Origin of the sequence: Octadecabacter sp. B2R22 (assembly GCF_018861045.1) — a bacterium.
Lineage (GTDB): Bacteria > Pseudomonadota > Alphaproteobacteria > Rhodobacterales > Rhodobacteraceae > Octadecabacter.
Genome location: NZ_JAHKQJ010000007.1, coordinates 1,298,248 through 1,319,276 on the forward strand (window position 1 = coordinate 1,298,248; position 21,029 = coordinate 1,319,276).

20 protein-coding genes and 2 pseudogenes are annotated in these 21,029 nt (G+C 55.7%); 6 read left to right on the plus strand and 16 right to left on the minus strand.

What is annotated here, in order from left to right; genetic code table 11:
• The first annotated feature begins 40 nt into the window (after positions 1–40).
• On the plus strand, positions 41–1,462 hold the full coding sequence (locus KO486_RS11905) for a helix-turn-helix transcriptional regulator (protein ID WP_216037439.1): 1,422 nt from the start codon (positions 41–43) through the stop codon (positions 1,460–1,462).
• On the opposite strand, the gene KO486_RS11910 is transcribed toward KO486_RS11905, so the two are convergent.
• From KO486_RS11910 to betI, 6 genes are all read right to left on the minus strand, one after another.
• A complete protein-coding gene (locus tag KO486_RS11910; RefSeq protein ID WP_216037440.1) occupies positions 1,459–1,695 on the minus strand; it encodes a YdcH family protein in 237 nt (78 codons plus the stop codon). The genes KO486_RS11905 and KO486_RS11910 overlap by 4 nt on opposite strands.
• Before the next feature lie 90 nt (positions 1,696–1,785).
• On the minus strand, positions 1,786–2,439 hold the full coding sequence (locus tag KO486_RS11915; RefSeq protein WP_216037441.1) for a thermonuclease family protein: 654 nt from the start codon (positions 2,437–2,439) through the stop codon (positions 1,786–1,788).
• A 54-nt stretch (positions 2,440–2,493) separates the two neighbouring features.
• Positions 2,494–4,137 (minus strand): choline dehydrogenase, encoded by a 1,644-nt coding sequence (gene betA / locus KO486_RS11920; RefSeq protein WP_216037442.1) that lies wholly within the window; start codon positions 4,135–4,137, stop codon positions 2,494–2,496.
• Positions 4,138–5,595, minus strand: coding sequence for a betaine-aldehyde dehydrogenase (betB, locus tag KO486_RS11925; protein WP_216037443.1), 1,458 nt, complete (start codon positions 5,593–5,595; stop codon positions 4,138–4,140).
• 3 nt (positions 5,596–5,598) lie between these two features.
• Positions 5,599–7,107: a choline-sulfatase gene (betC, locus tag KO486_RS11930; RefSeq protein ID WP_216037444.1), complete on the minus strand. Its 1,509-nt coding sequence runs from the start codon at positions 7,105–7,107 to the stop codon at positions 5,599–5,601.
• A 2-nt stretch (positions 7,108–7,109) separates the two neighbouring features.
• Positions 7,110–7,679 carry a transcriptional regulator BetI gene (betI, locus tag KO486_RS11935; protein ID WP_216037445.1) on the minus strand — a complete coding sequence of 190 codons (570 nt, stop codon included), beginning with the start codon at positions 7,677–7,679 and terminating at the stop codon, positions 7,110–7,112.
• A 223-nt stretch (positions 7,680–7,902) separates the two neighbouring features.
• Here betI and KO486_RS11940 point away from each other — a divergent pair, with 223 nt between their 5' ends.
• Complete coding sequence (locus KO486_RS11940; protein ID WP_216037446.1) at positions 7,903–8,571, plus strand: hypothetical protein; 669 nt, start codon at positions 7,903–7,905, stop codon at positions 8,569–8,571.
• Here the strand turns inward: KO486_RS11940 and KO486_RS11945 are convergent.
• From KO486_RS11945 to KO486_RS11975, 8 genes and pseudogenes are all read right to left on the minus strand, one after another.
• Positions 8,568–9,110, minus strand: coding sequence for a sarcosine oxidase subunit gamma (locus KO486_RS11945; RefSeq protein ID WP_216037447.1), 543 nt, complete (start codon positions 9,108–9,110; stop codon positions 8,568–8,570). The genes KO486_RS11940 and KO486_RS11945 overlap by 4 nt on opposite strands.
• Complete coding sequence (locus KO486_RS11950) at positions 9,103–12,030, minus strand: sarcosine oxidase subunit alpha family protein (protein ID WP_216037448.1); 2,928 nt, start codon at positions 12,028–12,030, stop codon at positions 9,103–9,105. Before KO486_RS11950 ends, KO486_RS11945 begins: the two co-directional genes overlap by 8 nt.
• Entirely contained in the window at positions 12,027–12,290 is a 264-nt protein-coding gene (locus tag KO486_RS11955) for a sarcosine oxidase subunit delta (RefSeq protein ID WP_216037449.1), read from the minus strand. The genes KO486_RS11950 and KO486_RS11955 overlap by 4 nt, the downstream gene beginning before the upstream one ends.
• A 1-nt stretch (position 12,291) precedes the next feature.
• The gene (locus tag KO486_RS11960) at positions 12,292–12,609 is read right to left on the minus strand and encodes a hypothetical protein (RefSeq protein WP_216037450.1); all 318 of its coding nucleotides are present in this window, start codon (positions 12,607–12,609) and stop codon (positions 12,292–12,294) included.
• 167 nt (positions 12,610–12,776) lie between these two features.
• Positions 12,777–12,890: pseudogene (locus KO486_RS16475) on the minus strand (sarcosine oxidase subunit delta); the annotation flags it as partial.
• A gap of 9 nt (positions 12,891–12,899) precedes the next feature.
• Positions 12,900–13,259 (minus strand): hypothetical protein, encoded by a 360-nt coding sequence (locus KO486_RS11965; RefSeq protein ID WP_216037451.1) that lies wholly within the window; start codon positions 13,257–13,259, stop codon positions 12,900–12,902.
• A 94-nt stretch (positions 13,260–13,353) separates the two neighbouring features.
• Positions 13,354–14,619, minus strand: coding sequence for a sarcosine oxidase subunit beta family protein (locus tag KO486_RS11970; protein WP_216037452.1), 1,266 nt, complete (start codon positions 14,617–14,619; stop codon positions 13,354–13,356).
• A gap of 192 nt (positions 14,620–14,811) precedes the next feature.
• Positions 14,812–16,254, minus strand: coding sequence for a Glu/Leu/Phe/Val dehydrogenase (locus KO486_RS11975; protein ID WP_216037453.1), 1,443 nt, complete (start codon positions 16,252–16,254; stop codon positions 14,812–14,814).
• A 381-nt stretch (positions 16,255–16,635) separates the two neighbouring features.
• On the opposite strand from KO486_RS11975, the gene KO486_RS11980 reads away from it, so the two are divergent.
• The 3 genes from KO486_RS11980 to KO486_RS11990 are packed head-to-tail and all read left to right on the plus strand — an operon-like array spanning position 16,636 to position 19,707.
• Positions 16,636–18,522: a TadE/TadG family type IV pilus assembly protein gene (locus tag KO486_RS11980; RefSeq protein WP_216037454.1), complete on the plus strand. Its 1,887-nt coding sequence runs from the start codon at positions 16,636–16,638 to the stop codon at positions 18,520–18,522.
• Between the two features lie 11 nt (positions 18,523–18,533).
• Complete coding sequence (locus KO486_RS11985; protein ID WP_216037455.1) at positions 18,534–19,106, plus strand: pilus assembly protein; 573 nt, start codon at positions 18,534–18,536, stop codon at positions 19,104–19,106.
• A gap of 1 nt (position 19,107) precedes the next feature.
• On the plus strand, positions 19,108–19,707 hold the full coding sequence (locus KO486_RS11990; RefSeq protein WP_216037456.1) for a hypothetical protein: 600 nt from the start codon (positions 19,108–19,110) through the stop codon (positions 19,705–19,707).
• 29 nt (positions 19,708–19,736) lie between these two features.
• Here the strand turns inward: KO486_RS11990 and KO486_RS11995 are convergent, their stop codons facing one another.
• Together KO486_RS11995 and KO486_RS12000 are read right to left on the minus strand one after the other, a co-directional pair.
• The gene (locus KO486_RS11995) at positions 19,737–20,204 is read right to left on the minus strand and encodes a hypothetical protein (RefSeq protein ID WP_252734654.1); all 468 of its coding nucleotides are present in this window, start codon (positions 20,202–20,204) and stop codon (positions 19,737–19,739) included.
• Between the two features lie 149 nt (positions 20,205–20,353).
• Positions 20,354–20,461 (minus strand): annotated as a pseudogene (locus KO486_RS12000) (NAD(P)-binding domain-containing protein); the annotation flags it as partial.
• Between the two features lie 226 nt (positions 20,462–20,687).
• Between KO486_RS12000 and KO486_RS12005 the strand changes: the two are divergent.
• Positions 20,688–20,966, plus strand: coding sequence for a hypothetical protein (locus tag KO486_RS12005; RefSeq protein WP_216037458.1), 279 nt, complete (start codon positions 20,688–20,690; stop codon positions 20,964–20,966).
• The last annotated feature ends 63 nt before the right edge of the window (positions 20,967–21,029 follow it).

The window sequence follows — 21,029 nt, forward strand, 5'->3', positions numbered from 1 at the left end:
CTTTGCAAAGTCTATTAACTGCTTTGCAAAGGGGGAGATCATGGCCGCACAAAAACTATATGCTGGTGCAAAACTGCGCGAGCTGCGGGGCCGTATTGGCCTGACGCAAAAGGGCTTCGCCGAAAAGCTTGGCGTGTCCCTGCCCTATCTCAACCAGATGGAAAACAATAACCGTCCCGTGTCGACGACCGTCGTTCTGGCCCTTGCGCAGGAGTTCGGGTTTGATGTCACCGAACTGCAATCCGGCGACGAAGCCCGCTTGGTCGGTGATATGCGTGAAGCGCTTGCCGATCCGGTTTTTAGCGGCCCCACACCACCCCTCGCCGATCTCAGGCTCGCGGCCTCCAACGCCCCAGCACTCGCTCGTGCTTTCCTTGATTTGCACAGCGCCTATCGTCAAACCCATGAGCGCCTCGCGTCCTTGGATGAGGCGTTGGGCCGCGAAGATAGCCGCCTTCAACCCTCCCCCTGGGAAGAGGTTCGGGATTTCTTTCATTATTGCGACAACTACATCGACGCCGTGGACCGCGCCGCAGAGCGGTTTGCACTCAAAGCCGCCGAAAATGACGGTGGAAACATCGAAACTGCCGCCCGCAAAGCCTTGGCCGAAAGCGGCGTCCGCGTGGTTTTAAAGGACGATCCGTCGTCCAGCGCTGACGCCATTCGCCATTATGATCCAGCCAGCCGGACATTGACCCTTTCCACCAAAGCCGCCCCGACAACCCAACGGTTTCAGCTGCTTTTACAGGTCGCGTTAATTAAGCAAGCAAAGCTGCTAGACGCGACTTTGGACTTCGCGAAATTCCAGTCCCCCCAAGCCCGCAGCATCGCGATGGTCGGCTTGGCAAACTACTTTGCCGGTGCGGCCCTCATGCCTTACGGCGCGTTCTTGGCTGCCGCACAATCCACCCGCCACGATCTGGAGCGGTTGGCGGATCAGTTCGGTGCCTCACTGGAACAAGTCGCCCACCGCCTATCAACCTTGCAGCGCCCTGGGGCCAAAGGCATCCCGTTTTTCTTTGTGCGTGTTGATCCTGCAGGCACCATTACCAAACGCCACTCGGCAACAACGCTGCAATTCGCGCGGTTTGGCGGCGCTTGTCCGTTGTGGAATGTGCATGGTGCCTTTGAAACACCAGGCCGTTGGCTGCGACAATTGGCTGAAACGCCAGACGGCGTGCGGTATTTTTGCCTTGCGCGTGATGTCAGCAAACCTGGCGGGTCATGGGGCACACCGACTCGGCGATATGCCATTGGGCTGGGCTGCGAAGTCAAACACGCGGGCGCATTGGTTTACGCCGACCATATGATGACAGATCAAGCAGAAGCCTTTGAACCGATTGGTATTTCCTGTCGAATATGCGAACGCCGCGCCTGTCCGCATCGCTCTGTGCCACCATTGGAACGGCAACTCAGAGTCGACCCGAACGAGCGTGGCATGCTGCCGTATCAGGTTGACTAAGCGTTTAACGCCGCAAAGATTTCGTCTTTCAACTTCATCCGCTCTTTGCGCATCTGCTGCATATGGGCGTCATCTGTCGGCTCAATGTCAGTTTCGGCGCGGTGCACGGCACGGTTCACTTCGTGGTAGGCTTCGCTGAGCTTTGCAAAGTGCGCATCTGATTGTTTCAGGGCGCTGATTTTGTCGCCAAACTCAGGGAATTCTTCGTGCAGTTCATGGGGTGTATGAGACATTTCTTGATCCTCCAGTATGTTTCGAAACCAAGCTAGACTGGTTCAAAAAGCTCAACTCTGATCTGGATCAAAGAAAAACGAACTCTGGAATTAATTTCGTGCCGCGCGCCAGCCAGCTGCGCGGGCCTCGGCCTCGGTGCAGAACCAGCGCTCACCGTTGGCTTCATTGATGCGCGTGTTATCGTAATCGCCGTTGTGCGGCATGTGATAGATCCGGCCCGAGCCCGATATATTGCCTTTGATGATGCAGCTTGAATTGGGGGAAACAAAACCTTCGCCCATCGTGCGTTGTTCAGCACGAAATTCCGCCGGGGTTTGCATGTCGCTCGACCACAGTCCGAGCCCACGCACCTGAGCCGCCTTTTCCGCCAGATCGTAATCCATAGAATACTGACGATACGCCTCGGCAAGGCCGTCGGACACGATGATTTCGTTCACGTTGCGCCCATCGATAAAACAACGCCCAACAATGCGACCGTATCGATCAACGTCGACTTCTTCACAGGTTGCGATCTGCCCTTCGAACCGATCCCGAAGTTCGTCACGCACGAACGCACCGCAGGCCCATTCACCCCGTTGAGGATGGGTACAGGTCTGGTCAACCTCGGGCGCGTCGATGCCATGCAAGCGCACACGGGCATCCCCAACATGAAAAGTATCCCCATCCACGACATGAACAGGGCCTTGAACATCAGCAAGACAGGGCGTCGCAAGACACAACAATAAGTAGGTTAATCGAAGCATCCCACTACATAGTGGGACCTAATACGCCTTTGCAAGTATTTCCTAAACAACAGGTTAACGCTGTTCGGTTTGCCAATTTGGATGCAGCCACGGTTCATCATTCGCAGGTGGCAAAGGTGCCTTGCCCAAGATGTGATCGGCCATTTTCTCACCCACCATGATTGACGGCGCGTTCAGGTTCCCGTTGGTGATGCGCGGAAAGATCGAGCTGTCCGCAACGCGCAGGTTTTGAACGCCAATGACCCGCCCTTCTGGGTCAACCACCGCCGTCGGATCATCCGCGCGGCCCATTTTGCAAGTACCGCAGGGATGATACGCGCTTTCGACATGTTCGCGGATGACCGCATCCAACGCGTCATCGCTTTGGGCATCCACACCGGGGATCAATTCTTCGCCGCGATAAGGTGCAAATGCATCTTGGCCGAAAATCTCTCGGGTCAGGCGGATACAGTTGCGAAATTCATCCCAGTCATCCGGATGCGACATATAGTTAAAGAAAATCCGCGGCGCGTCGTCAGGATCGTTAGACGTCAACGTAACCTCGCCACGTGATTTTGAGCGCATCGGCCCAACGTGGGCCTGAAACCCTTCGCGCGCGCCACCGCCATCATAGCGCACAGCAATCGGAAGGAAGTGAAACTGAATATCAGGATAGTCCAATCCCGCACGCGACCGAATGAAACCAGCGGCTTCGAACTGATTTGATGCACCCACGCCTGATTTTGTAAAGAACCAGCGCGCACCGACCAAGGCTTTGCGCAAGATTGGCCAGTATTTGTAAAGGCTGTGTCGCCCCTTCGCGGCCATCTGCACGTAGAGTTCAAGGTGGTCCTGAAGGTTTTGACCGACCCCAGCACGGTCAGCGACCACCTCGATCCCATGTTCAGCCAGATGTTCAGCCGGCCCGATCCCCGACAACATCAAAAGCTTTGGCGAATTGATCGCCGAGGCCGCGATGATGACTTCGTTATGGGCCATCACTTCTCGGCCATCGGTCAGCGCCACGCCAGTCGCCCGACCGGCGTTCAGTATCACACGCGCTGCCGTGCCGCGTACAACTTCACACTTTCCGGACGCCTGTGCAGGTCGCAAATAGGCAGACGCAGCCGACCAACGTTTACCCTTCCAGATCGTCGCATCAAAGGGACCGAACCCTTCTTGCTGCTCGCCATTGTAATCTGACGTCAACTGATAGCCCGCTTGACCACCGGCCTTGATGAACGCACGGGTCAGCGGGTTCGTTCCAGGTCCACGGGTGACGTGCAACGGGCCACCTTTGCCGCGCCAGTCAGGATCACCACCGCGACCCCCTGAGTGCCAGTCTTCCATGCGTTTGAAATAGGGCAGCACATCGGCATAAGCCCAGCCATCCGCCCCTTGATCCGCCCAATGATCATAGTCGCGGGCATGGCCGCGCACATAGATCATGCCGTTGATCGAACTTGATCCGCCAACAACCTTGCCCCTCGGACAGGCCAATTCGCGCCCGTCAAGATTGGGTTCGGGTTCAGACCGATACCCCCAATCATACAGGCTCATGTTCATCGGATAAGACAGTGCCGCTGGCATATTGATAAGAGGGCCGATGTCACTGCCGCCCGTTTCAATCACCATGACGGACTTGCCCGCCTCGGTCAGCCGGAATGCCATCGTGCAGCCAGCGCTGCCTGCTCCGATTATGACGTAATCTGCCTCCATTTAGAACGGTGCCTCAACTGGGCCCATTCCAACGTAGACCGATTTCATTTGGCTATAATGCTCAATCGCCGCCTTAGAATTTTCGCGGCCAACGCCGGACAGTTTTGTACCGCCAAATGGGGCCTCAACAGGGGCAAGGTTGTAGGTATTGATGTAGGTCGTTCCCGCCTCAAACCCTGCGACCATGCGGTGCGCGCGTGTCAGGTCTTGAGTAAAGACCCCCGCCGCGAGCCCAAAGTCCGTGGCATTCGCGCGCTTCAGAACATCCGCTTCGTCATCAAAGTCTAGAACGCTGAGCACGGGGCCGAAAATCTCATCCGTGGCGATTGTCATATCATCTGTAACATCAGCAAAAACAGTGGGTTGCAGATAGTAACCTTGCGTACCCTCACGCTTTCCACCCGCAACCAAACGCGCGCCTTGTTCCAACCCCTTGGCAATGAACCCTTGCACGATTTCCATCTGACGCCCTGATACCATCGGCCCGAAGTTCACAGATTCATCCAGCGGGTCGCCCATTTTGACACCCTTAAGACGTTCGGTCAGGCGCTTAAGAAATGCCTCTTTGATGCCGCTTTGCACGAAAACCCGCGTGCCGTTGGAACAGACCTGACCAGAACTGTAGAAGTTCCCTAAGATCGCACCAGAAACGGCGTCCTCAAGGTTTGCATCATCGAAAATCACGATGGGGGATTTGCCGCCCAATTCCATTGTCACATGACGGATACCTTCTGCCGCTGCGGCGTATACCTTGCGGCCCGTCGGCACCGATCCTGTCAGCGAGACCTTGTCAACACGCGGATCGGTGATCAGTGCCGCACCAACATCGCCCATGCCCTGAACGACATTATAAATGCCAGCAGGCGCGCCGGCCTCGTGCAGGATTTCGGCGACCTTCAATGCGCAAAGCGGCGTCATTTCTGATGGCTTAAAGATCATCGAATTGCCGCAAGCCAACGCAGGTGCGCCTTTCCAAGCAGCGATCTGGGTTGGGTAGTTCCAAGCGCCAATGCCGACACAAACGCCAAGCGCTTCGCGGCGTGTATAGACAAAATCATCGCCCAACTGGATGTGCTCTCCGGTTAGGGCGCCAGCCAATCCGCCGAAATATTCCAATGCGCCCGCAGCAGACGTGGCGTCTGCAACAAGTGTTTCTTGCAACGGTTTACCGGTATCGTTGGTTTCAAGAATGCTCAGGTCGCGATTACGCTCACGGATAATGTCGGCTGCACGGCGCAGCACGCGGCCACGTTCCGTTCCGCTCATCGCGGCCCATGCTTTTTGGGCGCGTTTTGCAGCCGCCAAGGCCTGTTCGATGATCGCAGGGGTCGCGGCATGCACTAACGCGATTTGTTCCTCGGATACGGGGCAAATCACGGGGATCGGCGTGCCAGCCGTGTCTTCTACATATTGGCCGTCAATGAAATGGCTGGCTGTGGGTTGGATATCATAAGGCATATTTTATTCTCCGCGGGGAAAGCGTTGATTTTCTTCAAGAACATTCAGGTCCATGTGATTGCGCATGTAGCGTTCAGACGCTTTTTGCAGCGGCTGGTGGTCCCATGGGTAATAGTCGCCGTTGCGCAAAGCCTCATAAACCACCCAGCGACGGGCCTGACTTTCGCGAACGGCCGCGTCAAAGGCATCAAGATCCCAACGCGCTTCGGATTTGGCACGCAATTGGTCCAAAGTACCTTGATGTTTTGCAACTTCCGCAAGGTTGTTCAGCTCATGGGGGTCGGCCTCAATTTCAAATAATTGATCTGGGTCGAGCGCACAGCGCGTGTATTTCCATTTCCCATACCGCAGGCACACCAATGGGGCATATGACCCTTCGGCGGCGTATTCCATTGCCACCGGTTCGTTCCGCTCAACCCCGTTTGCCAACGGCACGAGAGACATGCCTTCGGTCCACGGCATGACTTCTTCCATGGATACACCCGCAAGATCACACAGCGTTGGCGTCACATCGATATTGGATACAGGCGTGTCGATTAAACCCGCAGGAACGTCTGGGCCACAGACCATCAAAGGCACCCGCGCAGATCCTTCATAGAATGACATTTTAAACCAAAGTCCGCGTTCGCCCAGCATGTCACCGTGATCAGCCACAAACAGGATGGTCGCCTCTTGGCGGGTGTCTTCAAGCGTTTGTAAAACCTCACCAATTTTATCATCCAGATAGGAAATATTGGCGAAATAGGCGCGGCGCGCACGGCGCACTTGATCCTCGGTAATCTCGAAATTCTCGTGATCGTTGGCATCTAAGATACGCTGGGAATGGGCGTCTTGATCCTCATAGGGGATCGGGCCGATCTCGGGCAGCAGATGTTCGCAATCTTCATAGAGGTCCCAGTATTTCTTGCGGGCCACATATGGGTCATGGGGGTGGGTAAACGAAACCGTCAGGCACCACGGGCGGGCATCATGCCCCCGTGCAAGATCATAAAGCTTTCGGGTCGCGTTGTAGCAAACCTCGTCATCGTATTCCATTTGGTTGGTAATTTCGGCGACCCCTGCCCCCGTAACCGACCCCATATTGTGATACCACCAATCGATGCGTTCACCCGGTTTTCGGTAATCCGGCGTCCAACCAAAGTCAGGCGGATAGATGTCTGTGGTCAGCCGTTCTTCGAACCCGTGCAACTGATCTGGTCCGACAAAATGCATCTTTCCGGACAGACAGGTTTGATATCCTGCGCGGCGCAGATGGTGTGCATAGGTAGGGATAGAGGATGCAAACTCCGCTGCGTTGTCATAGACTTGCGTACGGGATGGTAATTGCCCCGACATAAACGACGCCCGCCCCGGCGCGCACAGTGGCGACGCGGTATAAGCATTTTTGAAACGGGCGGATTTGGCGGCCAGTTTCTTCAGGTTCGGGGCATGTAGCCAATCTGCTGGACCATCTGGAAACAAAGTTCCATTCAGCTGATCGACCATGATGATAAGGATATTCTGCGAGGTCATGATCAAGCTCCTGTGAGACGCTCAAGGGCGCGCAGTGCGGTAGCCTCGACATGTTTGGGGTCACTGGTTTGGGCGAGAGCCGCCCGCAAATACAGCCCATCAATCAAGGCCGACAACGTTTCGGCATCCTCAACAGGCGTTGACGATAACGGACGCAGTGCATGGGTCAGGTTTGACAGCAACCGCTGCTGGTACAGCCGCAATAGGCGATGCATTTCTGGCTGCGTTGTCGCCTGCGCATAAAGGGTCATCCAAGCGCTCACCGTCGCCGGATCAAAACAGGACGGCGCGAAATTGGCAGAAATCAAGGCCTCGGCGCGGGCGCGCGGGGTATGGGCCGCACGTAGCTTGCTGCGCACCTCGGTCCCGAAATCGCGCAAGATGTGGCGCATCGCAGCGAGAAAGATTTGATCCTTCCCACCAAAATAGTGGTGCGCCAAAGCCGAAGACATTCCTGCCTCTTTGGCGATCTGGCTTACGGTGACGTCCAGCGACCCTTGCGCGCCGATCACATCAATCGTCGCCTGCACCAAAGCCGCGCGGCGGATCGGTTCCATTCCAAGTTTCGGCATGCCGCCCCCTATTACTAATGTCCGGACGTTAAGTTGTTTTTAATTGACTCGTCAATCAATAAAAGATCCCAGCATACGTTTGCCATATCACGCCCATAAACCGCGCTGGACTTGTAAGGGGGGCTGTGGGGGGCCATGCTGGCGGAATTATAAGAAAGAAAGCTTATTTCAGATGCGAGTAATCCCCTTAACAGTCGCCTTTGCCGTTTTGTCATCCTGCCAAATGACCGACCCCGGCTCTCAGGTCACAACAAGAGAAGAACGTCTCTTGCTTGGGCGGACAGTGATCGACGACTGTGTGCGGTCCGAATGCGGGCGGCTGAACCTCGACAGTCAATTGGTCGAAGATTACACCCCCGTTGCACAAATGAGCCACGTTACAGCACTCATGACGAGCTACACAAATTTCAGCAATTTGTCGGACATCGCCGCAATGTCGCAATTGAAAGAGCTCCACATCGGGGTGACCCAAGTGAGCGATCTGAGCGGCCTTAGCAACTTCCCGAACCTGCGCCTTTTGCATGCACAAGGCCTATCAGTCGACGACTTTAGCCCTATCGGCCAGCTGCGACATCTTGAAGAACTTGCCATTGGTGCAAATTTTGTTGGTGATCTTTCGTTTGTGCAAGAATTGCGCTCGCTCAAAGATCTAAATCTGGACGGTGCCGACGTGACGTCCCTCGCAGGATTGCGCAATCACCCGTCAATTGAGCGACTGGACTTCGTGGATGCAACGCTGCCCGATGATTTCTCTGTCCTGCGCAGCTTGCCGAAATTACGTCAGATATCTGTTTCCGAATGGCCGCTGAACGAAGACCAAAAATTGGTCATCGACGCGTTACGGGACACCGGCGTTGAGGTGCTCGTCGAAGCGTTAATGATCGTTTGCTAGGCATTCGCCCGTGCGGCCATGTTTTCAGCGGCCTGTTCAAGCTCATGCGCCAGCGTTGCAGCCATGGAGCGCATGACCATCACTTCGAATGAATGCGCGCCAACACGGGTGATGCTCGCGGTCATGTGACCAACCAAGGTGCGTGCCGTGTGGCCGGATTTGAACTGACTGTTCCGCAAATCAACAGGCGTGAGCCGTGCCAAGACAGCGGCGGCATCAACACCGTCAATCCGCACAATCGCCCAAGCGTCCGATTGATCGATACAGGCGGCACCTTTTAGATCTGGGCAGTTCGCCCCGATCAGCAAAGCCTGCCCAATGCCACACCAAACGGCCCGTGCGCCCGTGCCAACGGCGCGGTTGGGGGCGGGAAACGTTACCCCTAAAGCGTCCTTCAAAGCGGCGGATACGGCTTTCGTCTGTCCCGCATATGGCGCGATCAATGTGATCGACGCGGGTTCGACTTCGGCCAGATCAACAGCGCCGATCGTTTTGGGCAGCAGCCCCATGCACGGAGATTTCGCAATCAGTTTAACCACGGGCCAGTCCCCCTTCTGGATCAAAGAACCCAGGGTGACAGACTTCGCATAGGGTCCGCACGTCGCGCAGGTGATCCACCAACATCACATGTTCACCGTATCGGTTCGGCCCATCTTTGATGAACGCAAGGCCAAGGTCGTGGCCAAGGGTCGGCGAAAAACATACCGACGTGACATAGCCCTGAGAGTTCAGACGCACAGCATCCGCCCCTTCGACGAAAAGATGCGCACCAGAGGTGAGTTTTCCATCCGCCTCGACAGGTTTTAGGCCAACAAGCTGTTCGCGCTGAGAATCAAGCAACCCTTCGCGGCGCGAGGCGGCGTTGCCGATACAGTCTTTCTTCTGGCTCACCATCCGGTCAAACCCGATATCAAACGCAGTTGTGCGACCGTGGATTTCCGCGTGGGTGATGAACCCCTTTTCGATCCGCATAACGTTGAGCGCTTCCATTCCGTAAGCGCCGCCACCCATGGCTTCGGCTTGTGCAGTTAACTGCCCGAAAAGGGACGCGCCATAACGGGACGGGACGGCAATTTCATAAGCATGTTCCCCCGAAAACGAGATGCGGAACAACCGCCCCTGAACACCGCTGATCCCAACGGACCCGCACGCCATGAACGGCCAGCTGTCATTGTCGATTTCATCGTCCAAAATCGTGTTCAACAAATCCCGTGATTTCAGGCCAGCAACAGCAAATTGCGCCCATTGTTCGGTCACGCTGGCAAATCGGACATCAAGATCAGGCCGCAGCGCTTGAGACACCCAATCAAGGTGGCGCATGACTTGGCCCGCTGCCGCGGTCGTCGTCGTCATCACATAGTGGTTTGGCCCCAAACGCGCCGTGGTGCCGTCATCCATCACATGGCCGTCCTCGCGCAGCATCAACCCATATCGCACGCGGTTTTCCTTCAGCGTGGAAAACGTATTGCAGTAGACGAAATCTAAAAACGCAGCAGCGTCCGGCCCTTGAATGTCGATCTTGCCCAAGGTGCTAACATCACAAATCCCGACTGCGCCGCGCACCATCGCGACCTCGCGGTTGCAACTTTCAAGCCAAGTTTCCTCACCAGAACGCGGGAAATAACTGGGGCGATACCACAGTCCCGCCTCGATCATCGGCGCGCCTCGGCTGGTAGTGGCGTGGTGCGAAGTCATCAACCGTTCAGGTGCAAACCCGTGCCCTTGTGATCCAGCCCCCATAGCAGCAATTGCAACGGGCGAATACGGCGGGCGGAAGGTCGTCGTGCCCGTTTCAGGAATGCCCCGTCCAGTCGCATCCGCCAGCACCGCCAAAGCCGCAACGTTCGAATTTTTGCCCTGATCCGTCGCCATGCCCTGCGTGGTGTAGCGTTTCATGTGTTCCACGCTGCGGAAATTTTCCAACGCCGCAAGCCGGATGTCTTTGACGGTCACGTCATTCTGAAAATCCAGCCACTTGCGGCCTTTCCCTTCGACTTGCCACAGCGGTTCGATCCTGTACGGCGTGTCATCGGCGCTTGGCGTTTCTACATCAGTAGAATTCACCCCAAGATCGGCCAAGATGCCTTGCGCAGTATCGATCCCATCTTGAAGACAGCCGAGCGTGGAAAAGACACCATTCGCCGCCCCCGCAACGGACATATTCGGCACGGACCCTTCGGTGGGAACAAAGCTAAGGATGTCATCAGACCAAGTGGGGCGCCCGTTCATGTGGCATGTCAAATGCACAGCCGGGTTCCAACCGCCCGACATCGCAAGGCAATCTGTCGCGATTTCTTCGGTGCCGCCCGCGTGCTGAACCGTGATCGATGTCAGCCCATGCCGCCCCTTCGTGGCGATCACTTGCCCGCCTTTGAGCAAAGGGTAATCGCCCAGTGCATGTGCGCTGTCACGGCTGTCGATCACACCAGCCACCGTCACTCCAGCGTCGATGAAATCCAGCGCCGTGCGGTGGGCGTCGTCATTGTTGGCAAACACTGTGACCGCCTGCCCCGGCGCCACGCCCCATCGGTTCAAATAGCTGCGCACCGCGCCCGCTGTCATGATACCGGGGCGATCATTGTTCGGGAACGCAATGGGACGTTCCAATGCACCAGCACACAGGATCGAACGTTTTGCCACGATCCGCCAAAAACACTCGCGCGGGCCTGTCCGGTCGGCACGGTGATGCCCGACCCGTTCGAGCGCGCTGTAGGTCCCCTGATCATAGGCCCCTGTGACGGTCGTGCGCGGCATGAGGCGCACGTTTTCCATGGCGTTCAACGCGGCAATCTGTTCCGCCGCCCAATCAGCCCCTGCCTGCCCATCCACGTCATAGGTTTCGGCCAACAAACGGCCACCCATGCGACTGTCCTCGTCCGCGAGGATAACATCCAGCCCAGCGCGTGCCGCCGTCAAAGCCGCCATAATCCCAGCAGGCCCCGCGCCAATCACCAGCACATCACAATGCGCAAAGGCCTTTTCGTAGGTGTCCTCGTTGGTTTCACCCGACAAAGCGCCAAGCCCAGCGGCGCGCCGAATGATGGGTTCATAGACCTTTTCCCAGAACGCTTTGGGCCACATAAATGTTTTGTAATAGAACCCAGCACTCAAAAACGGGGACATCAGGTCGTTCACCGCCATGACGTCGTTTTTCAATGACGGCCAAGCATTTTGTGATCGCGCCTCTAGCCCGTCATATAGTTCCTGTGTGGTGGCGCGGATGTTAGGGTCTTGCCCAGCGCCCTTCCCGATGGTCACCAGAGCGTTTGGCTCTTCTGATCCGGCCGACAGTACCCCACGCGGGCGATGATATTTGAACGAGCGGCCCACCAAACGCTGCCCATTGGCGAGCAATGCCGCCGCCAAGGTATCGCCTTCACGCCCCTGATATTCTTGCCCGTCAAACGTGAACGTCAACGGTGCGCCGTTCGCATTTAGACCTTTGCCCTGAACCCTCATGGCTTTGCCTTTTGTGCCAGTTCTGCGCCATAAACTTCGTGCGTGACCGTGTTGCGGTGCACCACGATCCACGCACCGCAGCCCGCTTCATGGTGCCAAAGATCACGGGTGTCCCCAGCTGGATTGTCACGATTATGCAGGTAATCATCCCATGCAGCGTCGCCCGCTTCCCGCGCTGGGCGGTCCAAGGTCACAGCGGCCCCTTGGTAGTAAAACTCGCGACGGTCCCGTTCTCCGCACAAAGGACAAGGCAAACGCATATCAGCCTCCGCAACTTCGCAGGGTCGATGCACCAATGACGATGCCGTCACTGCCAACGGTGCGGACTTGGTAGGCGTTGCCGAACTGGAACACATCTGCATCGCCTGAGGCTTTGTTGCAAAACCCCGTAACAAAGCCCTGAGAGGCGACGTCATGCAGTGCGCGTTTCTGGACAGTTTCCAAACCCGCCGCGCCAATTGGCAATTTCAGATCAAACACCACAAGTGCACCAGCGGCTTGAACATTGCCCAAGGTTACACCTCCGCCAAAATCCTGCCCAATCGCCGGCGCCATGCCTTGCACCATCAATCCAGACATAAGGCATGCCTGTGGGTTTTGGCATGGCTCTGACTGCGGCACTGCGGTGCACGCCGCTAAAACGGTTAGACCTAGAACGGAAACGATACGACGAATGAAAACCAATTTAGATGCTCCTTTTAGAAATTTCACTAATGAAGATTATGTTGTGAGCCAGTGCCCTCTTCGTCCCACGCGCCCGCCCCAGCATCACTCGCAGGACGATCCAAAGCAACAGCCGCGCCTTGGTCGAAAAATTCGCTGCGGTCCCGATCTCCGCATATGAGGCAAGGCAGGCGCATGAGTTTTTCTTAGCAGTTGGAAATCGTTGTGGTTGCGATGATTGTATTGCTTGGGTCCGTCATATTGATCCGGAACCTGCCACCAGCATCAATGAACTCACGAGACAGCGCATCCTCACATTGGCCATCCCGGAGAACGCTGCGAAGGTAGCCCTGCAATTCACCGCGGCGGTATTGGCGCAAGATGTCCGAAAGCCTCTTGTTTACAACGAGCACACCTGTGACAGTATTTCCAGAGCGGGACGTCGGTCCAAAGGTCACATCTGGAGAGAGCTGCTGCCCTTGGCGACTACTGAGCCTCGCAACGATCTCGTCACCAGATGCAATCATTGCAGGTGAAGGCTCAGTCGGAGTCGTTGTTGTTGACATTGTCGTTGTCTGGCACGCTGCAAGGCCGAGAATAAATAAGAAGGTAGTAACGAAACGCATTTAGGTGTCTCTCCAATAGTGAATTTAAGTTGAGTTAGTGTAAGTTGTGTTGAGAGCCCGTGCCCTCTTCATCCAAAAGCCCGACGCCCGTACGGAACCGATCGAGGCGGAATTTGGCTGCGGGCTCATGATGGCGATCTTGGGCAATAAGATGAGCATACGAAAAACCTGACCCAGGCACGGCCTTGAACCCGCCGTAGCACCAACCGCAATTGAGATAGAGCCCTTCGATCCCTGACTTATCAATAATGGGCGATCCGTCAGCGGACATGTCCATTATGCCACCCCATGACCGCAGGACCTTTGCCTTGCCAATAGCGGGCATCAGCGTCATCGCAGCATCCATCACATGTTCGGCCATGGGCAGATTGCCCCGCGCCGCATAGGAGGCATAAAAGTCCAGATCCCCGCCAAACACCAACCCGCCTTTGTCCGACTGGCTGATGTAGAAGTGCCCCATGCCAAAGCTGACAACCGTATCAAGGATCGGCTTCAGCCCTTCGGACACAAACGCCTGCAAGATGTGGCTTTCAATTGGTAGGCGCAGGCCCGCCATCTGCGCGACCTCCCCCGAACGGCCAGCGACAACGATTGCAACTTTCTTGGCGCGGATCGCACCGCGCGTGGTCTGCACGCCTTTGACAACACCGCCTTCGATATCAATGCCCGTCACTTCGCAATTCTGAATCAGATCGACGCCGCGCTGGTCTGCGCCGCGCGCATAGCCCCACGCAACGGCATCATGGCGCGCCGTGCCGCCCCGTTTGTGCAAAAGGCCGCCGTAGACAGGAAACCGGACGTTATCGAAATCAATAAACGGAACATGCTCGCGCACGGCCTCACGGTCCAAAAGCTCTGCATCATCGCCTTGGTTGATCATCGCATTGCCGCGCCGCGCAAAGGCATCACGTTGGCCGTCAGAGTGAAACAGGTTCAGCACACCGCGTTGCGACATCATCGTGTTGTAGTTGAGATCTTGTTCCATCCCCTCCCAGAGCTTCAGGGAATGAGAGTAAAATTCGGAATTTCCAGGAAGCAGGTAGTTTGCCCGAACGATCGTTGTATTACGGCCCACATTGCCGCCGCCCAGATAGCCCTTTTCGAGTACCGCAACATTGGTGATGCCGTGTTCTTTTGCCAAATAGTAAGCTGTCGACAATCCATGGCCGCCGCCACCGATGACAATCACATCGTATTCAGGCTTAGGGTCTGGGTTGCGCCAAACAGGTTTCCACCCTTTGTGCCCCATCAGCCCTTCTTTGATGACCTTTAGTCCGGAATAGCCGCTGAACAATCCCATAACATCCCCTTGCTTGCTCCAAACCCTAGCCAAGCCAGCGGCAACCGCAATGCCGCATTTCGACAAAAGCGGTTCTGACCGCGACCTGCCCAGCGCCAAGTGGTAAAGTCAAAACTCCAAGGGCACAGCAACACCCCTCGAAAAAAGGGCAGACGCATGCGCCTGCCCTCGTTTTTGACGTCAAAGGGGGTGCTAAAGACCTTTTGCGCGATAGCTTTTGGCGACGCGGTCAATCGACACCAGATAGGCTGCCGTGCGTAGATCATGCACATCATCGCGGGCATGCCAAACCTCACGCATGGCTTGGTAGGCCGTGCGCATCGTGTCATCCAGCCCAGAACGCACGAGTTCCAACTCGTCCGCGCCACGCAGATACTTGCCCTTAAAGTCCGGCGTCATCGACCATTGATCGCCCAGATGCTTGCTGAGGCGTTCAAGCTCTCCCACGATCAATTCGTGGCGGCTTTCTTCTTGGCGACGCTGCATGCGACCAAACCGGATGTGACTGAGGTTTTTGACCCATTCAAAATAGGACACCGTCACACCGCCCGCGTTGGCATACATATCCGGAATGATAACCGTGCCCTTGTCTCGCAGGATATCATCGGCGCCCGCCGTAACCGGCCCGTTCGCGGCTTCAATGATCAGCGGCGCTTTGATATTGGCGGCATTGGTCAGGTTGATGACCCCTTCGAGAGCAGCTGGGATCAGAATGTCGCAATCCTGCTCCAGAACCGACGCGCCGTCTTCAACATATGTCGCATCAGGGTAGCCCTTTACGCCACCGTGTTTGACGATCCATGCATGGACAGCTTCGACGTCGATCCCATTGGGATCAGACAGGGCACCATCGCGTTCAATAATCCCCGTGATCAGGCTGCCGTCTTCTGAGCGCAGGAACGACGCGGCATGATAGCCCACGTTGCCCAACCCCTGAACGACAACACGTTTACCGTCCAGCTTGCCCGAAAGGCCCGCCTTCTTGATGTCTTCCGGGTGGCGGAAGAATTCTTGAAGCGCATATTGCACGCCCCTCCCCGTTGCCTCGACGCGGCCCTGAATACCGCCGGCATTGGTCGGTTTACCTGTGACACAGGCCGCCGCATTGATGTCCGTCGTGTTCATGCGGCGATACTGATCCGCGATCCAAGCCATTTCACGTTCGCCCGTGCCCATATCCGGCGCAGGCACGTTTTGGGATGGGTGAATCAGATCGCGCTTGGCGAGCTCATAAGCGAAGCGGCGTGTAATCCGCTCCATCTCGTCCTCATTCCATTCGCGCGGGTCAATGCACAAGCCACCTTTGGATCCGCCAAAGGGCGTTTCGACCAATGCGCATTTGTAAGTCATCAAGGCGGCCAATGCCTCAACCTCGTTTTGGTTCACGCCCGTGGAAAAGCGAATGCCGCCTTTCACAGGTTCCATATGTTCGGAGTGCACGGAACGATAACCGGTAAACGTTTCAATCTTACCGCGCAGACGTACCCCGAAACGGACCGTGTAGGTCGCATTACAGACGCGGATTTTTTCTTCGAGCCCTAACGGCAAGTCCATAAGCGCGACTGCGCGGTTAAACATAATATCAACGCTTTCGCGAAAAGAGGGTTCTTTCACGTGTTCAGTTTGGGTGCTCACGAGGGGTCCTTTCATGACTTATACACCGACCGCCTAAGCGGAAAATCCTGATGCCAGGTTAACCAACCTTGAGCGGTGAAATCAGCTTAACCACGATTCGCTTAAAAATTGGGCAATTTAATTTGGCGGTAAGAAATTTTCTGCCTGCCTCGTCAATCCAGAAGGCGGACGGTCCCAAACCGCCCCCCCACGGGCCATCCAATCGTCTTCGAACTGACGACAATCCGAGAAAAAGGGTTGAACCGTCCCAGAAATGGCGACGTGTTAACCAGTTGTCGCCGCAATTCGCCCTAATTCTGCCATTTGCCAATGTTCTAAGGACTTCAACCAGTAGGACGAGTCCGATTCCGCATTTCGCGTCGGGGCTTTGAGGATAATGAGATGAAACATATGTTAAACCCAATCAAAACGACCCAAAACGCCGTGTCACGGCATCTTGGACGTTTCCGCAAAGACGACGAAGGCGCGATGATCATCTTCTCGCTGATTTTGTTTGTGTTGATTTTGACATTTGGCGGCATGGCCGTTGACTTGATGCGCTTCGAGACAACGCGTGCAAAACTGCAAGCCACATTGGACCGCGCGACACTTGCTGCTGCGGACCTCGATCAGACGGAAGCACCCGCCGATATTGTTATCGACTATTTCACCAAGGCTGGAATGATCGACTTCTTGGACGGCGACCCGATCGTCGAAGAGGGCATCAACTACCGTGTTGTAACAGCCAACGCCAAAGTTGACATGCCACTGTTTTTCTTTGACCTACCCAACGTCTTTTTGACCCCGTTTAACGCCGGCCTGTCGACTTTCACCGTTGTGGGTGCCTCCACTGCCGAAGAACGTGTGACCGACGTCGAAGTGTCCCTTATTTTGGACGTCTCCGGCTCAATGTCGCGCAACGAACGTATCGAGAACCTGCGCCCAGCGGCACGTACATTTGTGTCGACCGTATTGGCAAACAACACCAATGCGCCAAACGGGCTGATCACAATATCCATCGTTCCATACTCTGCGGTTGTGAACCCTGGGCAGGATATCATTAACACCGGTAATCTGCTTATCGATCGCACTCATCACTATTCAACGTGCCCATTGTTCGAAAATGACGCGCTCTTTGAAACAACTGAGCTTGATCTGGATTTCGCTTACCCGCACGTGGCGCACTTTGACCCTGATTGGTATTCTTCCGACGCTGAGCCGATTGGGAATCCATGGTGCCACGACCACGAGAATGATATGAACGCCATCGTTCCGCTGTCGACAGACGAAGACCTGTTGCATGACGCGATTGATGCCCTTGAACCATATGGCAACACGGCCATTGATATGGGCATGAAGTGGGGCGTCGCCCTGCTTGACCCAAGCACACAGGCCATCGTGACTGCACTGGCGGCTGACAGCGATTCAAGTGTTCCAGCCATCGCGGACGGTCGCCCTCAAGCCCACGACCAGGGCGACATCGCAAAAGTCATCGTTCTGATGACCGACGGCTCGAACACGCAGCAGTACGACCTGTATGATCGCTTCAAGAACAACATGTCTTATATCTGGTTTGACCTCGACAACTACCAGACAGATTACGAAGACATGAATCTTGAGGACGTCCACCGCAGCTACATTTCTGTCCAGTACGATGGACTTAGAACGCCATATTACTATGAGGACGACCGTTTCTACGTCGGCACGAACTCCAACTCGACACGTTTTAGAACCTATCCGCAGGGTTTCTCGTCTAACGCCGAATACGTTGCCGCGCGGGAAGCTGGATCTATCCTCACGACCGTCGAAGGCATGGGGAACCGCTATACAAACAACGTCCACCAAGCGTCTTGGCAGGAGCTGTTTGCGACGTGGGAATACAACCGCGTAAACAACGACCTGCTGTCTCGTGCGAAAAGCCATGGCGCTATTCCGAACAGTGCAGGTACGGCCTGGGCACGCGACGAATACGGTAACTACCTATACGATGCATACGGTGACCCTATTGTGATTTACTATGCCGACTACAACGACGCAGATTCCTCAATCGACTACGATATCGTAGATAGCGGCGAGGCAGATGATCGCCTGTCCGACATCTGTGAGGCAGCACGCGATCAAGGCATCATTATCTATACAGTTGCGTTTGAAGCGCCATACGGCGGCCAGACAGCGCTTTCGGATTGTGCCAGCTCTCCGAGCCACTACTTCGATGTGGACGGCGCAGACATCACCGATGCGTTCTCCTCTATCGCGTCTGACATTCGCGCTCTCAAATTGACCCAGTAAGGACCACTGTGATGACACATGGTTTCACTTCAATTGGACGTTTCCTTCGGGGATTCCGCCGCGGCGAAGACGGCGGACCAACGATCGAATTTTGCATCATGTTCATCCCGTTCATGATCCTGACGATTTCGGCGTTCGAACTCGGCCTGCTGACAACCCGTCACGTGATGCTTGAACGCGGCTTGGATATGGCTATCCGAGAAGTCCGCTTGAACACGGGTAGCATCATCGACGAGGATGATTTGAAAGTCATGGTATGCAATGCTGCCGGCCTTATCCCTGTATGCACCGATAGACTGCGTCTGGAGATGGTCACAGTCGATCTGCGAACAACCAATGGTGTAGGCGCAGGTAAAGTAGACCCCGTTCCAGAATGCATCGACAGTTCCGATCCCTTTGCGCGCGATATCGAGTTTAACAATGGTCTTCCGAACCAAATGATGTTCGTGCGCGCCTGCGCCCGCGCCGCACCTATGTTCCCAGACTACGGGCTTGGTTGGTTTCTGTCGCGCATGGCCGACGACGACAGTGACCGCTACTACCGCCTAGTTGCGACGTCAGCCTTCGTGATGGAGCCGCTCTAACATGTTGAAGTTCATCAAAAATCGCTTAGCCAAGTTGCGGCGCGACGATGAAGGATCTGTCGTCATTGAATCGGTGATCATGTTTCCGACGCTGTTTGTGGTCGTCATGGCAACATTCGTTTTCTTCGACGCGTTTCGAAATCAGTCCATCAATCTAAAGGCCAACTATACGATCGCGGACTCACTGAGCCGTCAAACGGACTACATCACCAATACGTTTATGACGAATACATGGCTAATGCACCGTTTCCTCACGTCGTCTCCAAACCTGACGCGCCTGCGTATAAGCGTGATCGACTACGATGCCGATACAGACTCGCACAGCGTTGTCTGGTCCCGCGCCAAAGGCGGTGGAGACGATTATAACGACACCTCAATTGCAACGATCGGTTTGGTCAAAACCGACATCCCGATCATGCCAAACAACGAGATTCTCATCGTTGTGCAAACCTCAGTTGACTTTGCGCCCTACTACGCAATCGGCCTTGAGGGGTTCACCTTTGAGAACACCACCTATACCCGCCACCGTTGGTCGCCAAATAACCTATGTTACAGCGTCAACGGCACGGACAGCGGTCGTATTTGCCCAGGCGACAGCTAAAACCGATAGATTGGTCTGGTGTGGTGTGCTTATCGCTGAACGCGAAGCGCGATCTGTTCGGCCATAAAGCGGGCTGAACCAGACGGCGTGACGCCGCCCACGCCGATACGCTTTGAATACCGCCACCACAGGCCGGGTGCCCAAGCGCGCTCGCCACTTTCGCGAAGGCGCAATACAAATCCGTGCGACGGTTTGAAGGCGAATGCACCACGGTCAATCGCTGCAATGTTATCAAGCCGCGTCAGGACATGACCCGTTGTATCGCGCAGGTCTGTTTCGGTCAGGACCAGCCCAACCAAAGTCGCGCGGCGCAGTCGTTCGGCGACAACCAGTGCCCCTGCGCCGAGCAGGACAAGGAATAACTGCCACCCAAAAGAAGGCGGCTGCTTGAACGCCAGCAAGATCAACAGCGCGCCAAGGGCAAAAACCGTCCCGTAAGCGAAAATTCGACGCCCTGCCGAGGCAGAAAGGGTCGCGATGGGGTCTTGTTCTGACATGTTTGCCTCCATTGGATCGCTTCCCTTTAAAGCTGCAAGGCGCCCAAGAAAAGCGATTAGCGTGGTGGCACGACCTCATAACCCGGTTCTTCGGGCTCATTATCGTCTATTTCAGCTGGAAAACCCGGTGCGGTGATATTGAGCCCAGTGACCGCATCGGTATCAAGATCATGCACACGTAGATCAAACCCGTTGCGCAAAATGGCCCCCGCGAGCTTTCCGCCAACTTATCCCAATCCAATAAATCCAACTTTCATCGTCATCTCCCTTGTTTCCCCATTGCTCGAATGTCACCGGAGTCACCTCTGCTCTAAACGCGGCTCTTCACACCCTGCCCACAAATAAATCCGCTTGCCGAGATTGGTTCACATCTGCCACGCACACCTACAATCATGTGCGGCGAAGCCGCGCCGCCCGACGACTGCGCACCTTGTTCACACGCACGTGCACATCTATGGTCTGGCCAACTTTATCGGATACCTTATGCGTTTGACTGCCTTCCTGTTGATGACCCTGTCCGCTTGCACCCAATTTCCGGAGCTTGACGGCACAATCGCGCCCGAACTGGTGCAGGGCGCAGCACCCGATCTGATCCCCCTTGGGCCACTTTTATTGCAAGCAGAAGCCGCTGATCAGGGCGCCGCTGAGGTCGAAACAGAAATTTCGCCGCGCCTTGCAAACCTGCGCGGGCGCGCAGCGGGCTTGCGTGGGCCCGTCATTGCGCCTGCCATTCGCGCGAGAATGCTGCGCGGTGTGCGTTGAAGTCTTGCCCCGCTCGCGCTAACAGGCTGTAAATCACCGCTTCGGCCAATCTTCTTAAAAGGA

What these genes read in the sequence shown, in the direction of transcription:
- KO486_RS11995 (WP_252734654.1), bottom strand. Translation starts at nt 20,204, where the DNA reads ATGTCAGAACAAGACCCCATCGCGACCCTTTCTGCCTCGGCAGGGCGT.
- KO486_RS11990 (WP_216037456.1), top strand. Translation starts at nt 19,108, where the DNA reads ATGTTGAAGTTCATCAAAAATCGCTTAGCCAAGTTGCGGCGCGACGAT.
- KO486_RS11970 (WP_216037452.1), bottom strand. Translation starts at nt 14,619, where the DNA reads ATGGGATTGTTCAGCGGCTATTCCGGACTAAAGGTCATCAAAGAAGGG.
- KO486_RS11985 (WP_216037455.1), top strand. Translation starts at nt 18,534, where the DNA reads ATGACACATGGTTTCACTTCAATTGGACGTTTCCTTCGGGGATTCCGC.
- betI (WP_216037445.1), bottom strand. Translation starts at nt 7,679, where the DNA reads ATGCCGAAACTTGGAATGGAACCGATCCGCCGCGCGGCTTTGGTGCAG.
- betA (WP_216037442.1), bottom strand. Translation starts at nt 4,137, where the DNA reads ATGGAGGCAGATTACGTCATAATCGGAGCAGGCAGCGCTGGCTGCACG.
- KO486_RS11905 (WP_216037439.1), top strand. Translation starts at nt 41, where the DNA reads ATGGCCGCACAAAAACTATATGCTGGTGCAAAACTGCGCGAGCTGCGG.
- KO486_RS11910 (WP_216037440.1), bottom strand. Translation starts at nt 1,695, where the DNA reads ATGTCTCATACACCCCATGAACTGCACGAAGAATTCCCTGAGTTTGGC.
- KO486_RS11955 (WP_216037449.1), bottom strand. Translation starts at nt 12,290, where the DNA reads ATGCGTTTGCCTTGTCCTTTGTGCGGAGAACGGGACCGTCGCGAGTTT.
- KO486_RS11965 (WP_216037451.1), bottom strand. Translation starts at nt 13,259, where the DNA reads ATGTCAACAACAACGACTCCGACTGAGCCTTCACCTGCAATGATTGCA.
- betC (WP_216037444.1), bottom strand. Translation starts at nt 7,107, where the DNA reads ATGACCTCGCAGAATATCCTTATCATCATGGTCGATCAGCTGAATGGA.
- KO486_RS11960 (WP_216037450.1), bottom strand. Translation starts at nt 12,609, where the DNA reads ATGTCTGGATTGATGGTGCAAGGCATGGCGCCGGCGATTGGGCAGGAT.
- KO486_RS11940 (WP_216037446.1), top strand. Translation starts at nt 7,903, where the DNA reads ATGACCGACCCCGGCTCTCAGGTCACAACAAGAGAAGAACGTCTCTTG.
- betB (WP_216037443.1), bottom strand. Translation starts at nt 5,595, where the DNA reads ATGCCTTATGATATCCAACCCACAGCCAGCCATTTCATTGACGGCCAA.
- KO486_RS11950 (WP_216037448.1), bottom strand. Translation starts at nt 12,030, where the DNA reads ATGAGGGTTCAGGGCAAAGGTCTAAATGCGAACGGCGCACCGTTGACG.
- KO486_RS11980 (WP_216037454.1), top strand. Translation starts at nt 16,636, where the DNA reads ATGAAACATATGTTAAACCCAATCAAAACGACCCAAAACGCCGTGTCA.
- KO486_RS11915 (WP_216037441.1), bottom strand. Translation starts at nt 2,439, where the DNA reads ATGCTTCGATTAACCTACTTATTGTTGTGTCTTGCGACGCCCTGTCTT.
- KO486_RS12005 (WP_216037458.1), top strand. Translation starts at nt 20,688, where the DNA reads ATGCGTTTGACTGCCTTCCTGTTGATGACCCTGTCCGCTTGCACCCAA.